The following is a 2,874-nucleotide window of genomic DNA, read 5'->3' on the forward strand; positions in this document are numbered from 1 at the left end:
GCAGGTCGCCCTGTTCGGGTTGGGATTTCTGTTTCGACATCTGGACCATTATGGCTTAGCCGCCGTTTTGGCGGTGTCTGGCCGATCACTGCCCGGCGCCGTGGCCGGGTCCGTTGCGGTCGCGGCGGCCTGTGCGGCTTCCACCCGGGCCTGTTCGGCGGCCTGGGCCGCGGCGATCACCTGGTCGGCTTCGGCCACGGTACGGGCCAGGTACCAATGCCCGTCGCGGCGCGCCAGCGCGACCTGCAGGTCCACGTCCTTGCCGGCCAGCGGGTACTGCACGCGGACCAGTGCGTTGTCGCCGTCCTGCGAGACCAGGCCGGTACGCATCTGCGCCACGCTTTCGTCCAGGGCCAGCCCGTAGCTGGCCAGCACCTGCTTGAGCGCCGCCGCGAACGGCACCAGCCGCTGCAGGCTGCCGCTCATGCCGGCGTCCTGGAAGGCCTGTGCGCTGCCCAGCCCGGTGGCGCGCGCGGCGGTGGTCAGCGTGCCGATGTTGGTCCGCGCCAGTTTGGCATCGGACAGCGGTGCCGATTGCGCCCAGCCGCTGAGCACGTTGACCAGCTGCACGTAGTGATCCCGCTCGGCCGGGGTGTAGTCGCCCTGGTGGGTGATGTACTGCACCCCGAACAGGCCCAGTGAATGCGCGGCCTGGCGGACGCTGGCGGCCTGGCCCTCGAACTGCGCGCGGAAGGCGCGCTGCAGCTTCTGCTCGGCACCGGGTTCGGACAGCGCCCCGAGCAGGTCGGGCAGCTTCTCGTCCAGCGGCAGGTCGGTCAGTGGCCAACGGCTGTGCCCCTGCGCCCAGGCGGTTTCCAGCGCGGCGTACTGGGCCGGGGTGACCGAGGCCCTGGCATAGCCGGGCAGGTCGTTGTCATGCAGGTACTGGGCAAGCTGGCGCACGGTGGCCGCCGGCTCGGTGGCCGCACCGGGCAGCGGCGCGCTGTCGCGCTTGCAGGCAGCCCCCAGCAGCGCCACCGCGCAGACAGACAGGAACGCGAGCTGCTGGCAGGTACGTAATGAACGGCGTTGCATGGCGTCGTTGGTCCTCTCCCCCGTGAGCGGGCTGATCTTGAAGCCTGCCCGGTGACAGCGGCAAGCACGGCCGTCACGGCTGGGCGGATGGGGCTGGAGCGGAGGCGGGGTGCCGCTGATGGCAGAAGCCTCCCCTCCCCGGCCCTGCCTGTGCCTTCGGCAAAGGCAGGGGCGAAGCGGCGCCCTTGCATGGTGCATCGCCGCTGGAAAACACACATAAAAAAAGAGGCCGCCCCGTTGCCGGTGGCGAACCTCCTCAAGCCGGCGTGAGCCGGTAGACATGTTTGACACATCGACCGGCAGGGCCGGACGACGCGTAGCCTACGCGCCCACTTCAGTTAAAGCAATACTTTATTAATCATCAAATAAGTTATTGATTTATTTGAATACATCTGCGATTTCGTGCTGCATCGCCAAGGCCGCGGCACGCGGATCGGCGGCCAGCCGGATGGGGCGGCCGACCACGATGGCATCGGCGCCGTCGGCAAAGGCCTGGGCCACGCCCACAGTGCGCTGCTGGTCATCGCCCACCGGGCCACCGGGGCGGATGCCCGGGCAGACGATGGAGAAACCGGCGCCGGTGGCCGCGCGGATCGGCGCAGCTTCCTGGCCGGAGGCGATCACCCCGTCGATGCCGGCGCGCTGGGCGGCCAGCGCGCGCTCGACCACCACGTCCACCGGCTCGCGGTCGATGCCCATCTGGGCCAGGTCCGGGCGCCCCATCGAGGTCAGCACGGTCACCGCCAGCAGGCGCATGTCCGAACGGTTGGCGGCCGCAGCGGCGGCCATCATCTCCGGGTGCCAGCCATGGATGGTGCAGTAGCTGACCGGCCACTGTGACAGGCGGCCGATGACACCGGCGATGGTGGCCGGGATGTCGAAGAACTTCAGGTCGACGAACACGCGCTTGTCGCGCGCAGCCAGTGCATCAAGCACGTCGAAATACTCGCCCGACGCCAGCAGTTCCATGCCGATCTTGTAGAAGGACACCGCATCACCCAGCCGCTCCACCCACTCCAGCGCCTGCACCTTGCCCGGTACGTCCAGCGCGAAGATCAGGCGTTCATCGGTGCGCAGCGGCAGCGGGGCACGGCTCATCGGGCCACCTCCAGGGCGGCGCGCTTGGCGGCGTTGCGCTGTTCGGCCGGCAGCGACCAGGCGTTGTTGAACGAGGCGCTTTCCCAGCCGCCGTAGGTCGGGTTGGGCAGGATCCACCAGCGCGAGCCGATCCAGCCCTGGTACTTGTCCAGCAGCGCGTCACGCGCGGCCAGGGTGTTGTCCTGGACCTGCAGGAAATCGGTGAACTGGTCGCCGACCTGCATCAGCACCCGGTACTGCTGCGCCACCAGTAGACGCCGGCAGCCCTTCTCGCTGCCCACCTGGCGGCAACCCGGCACCTCGGTGCCCAGGCCCAGGTAGACGCTGTCGTCGGCCACCGGGAAGCCCACCTTGCGCAGGTTGGCCAGGGTGGCGTCCTTCATCGCCGAGGTGCGGTTGCTGATGTAGATCATGGTCACGCCCTTGGACGCGGCCAGCTGTGCGAACCGCACCGCGCCCGGCACCGGCTCGGCCTTCTGCTCGTTGACCCAGGCCGCCCAGCCAGCGTCGCTGTAGCTGCCTTCGTCGTGCACCAGGCGCGCCTGGAACGGCGAGTTGTCCAGCACGGTCTCGTCCACGTCCACCACCACGGCCGGCTTCAGCCGGGCCGACTGGTGGGTGCCCCCTTCCTCCGGCAGCAGCGCGGTCCAGGTCGGGTCGGCCAGGGCGCGGTCCAGCTGTTCACCAGCCAGCTTCCAGGTCTGCAGGGCGCTGGCGCGGTACTCCTGCGAGCGCTGCACC

At 69.2% G+C, this 2,874-nt stretch carries 3 protein-coding genes; all 3 read right to left on the bottom strand.

What is annotated here, in order from left to right:
• Window positions 1–48 precede the first annotated feature (48 nt).
• On the bottom strand, window positions 49–1,035 hold the full coding sequence (locus VA603_RS09385) for a hypothetical protein (protein ID WP_323438636.1): 987 nt from the start codon (window positions 1,033–1,035) through the stop codon (window positions 49–51).
• A gap of 378 nt (window positions 1,036–1,413) precedes the next feature.
• Window positions 1,414–2,133 carry an orotidine-5'-phosphate decarboxylase gene (gene pyrF, locus VA603_RS09390; protein ID WP_323438637.1) on the bottom strand — a complete coding sequence of 240 codons (720 nt, stop codon included), beginning with the start codon at window positions 2,131–2,133 and terminating at the stop codon, window positions 1,414–1,416.
• The coding region (locus tag VA603_RS09395; protein WP_323438638.1) for a 5'-nucleotidase, lipoprotein e(P4) family at window positions 2,130–2,874 on the bottom strand (745 nt) is incomplete at its 5' end. The genes VA603_RS09395 and pyrF, both read right to left, overlap by 4 nt.

Source organism: Stenotrophomonas capsici, assembly GCF_034961085.1.
Taxonomy (GTDB): domain Bacteria; phylum Pseudomonadota; class Gammaproteobacteria; order Xanthomonadales; family Xanthomonadaceae; genus Stenotrophomonas; species Stenotrophomonas capsici.

Excerpts from the sequence above, each read along its gene's own strand:
- pyrF (WP_323438637.1), bottom strand. The coding sequence starts at position 2,133 with ATGAGCCGTGCCCCGCTGCCGCTGCGCACCGATGAACGCCTGATCTTC.
- VA603_RS09385 (WP_323438636.1), bottom strand. The coding sequence starts at position 1,035 with ATGCAACGCCGTTCATTACGTACCTGCCAGCAGCTCGCGTTCCTGTCT.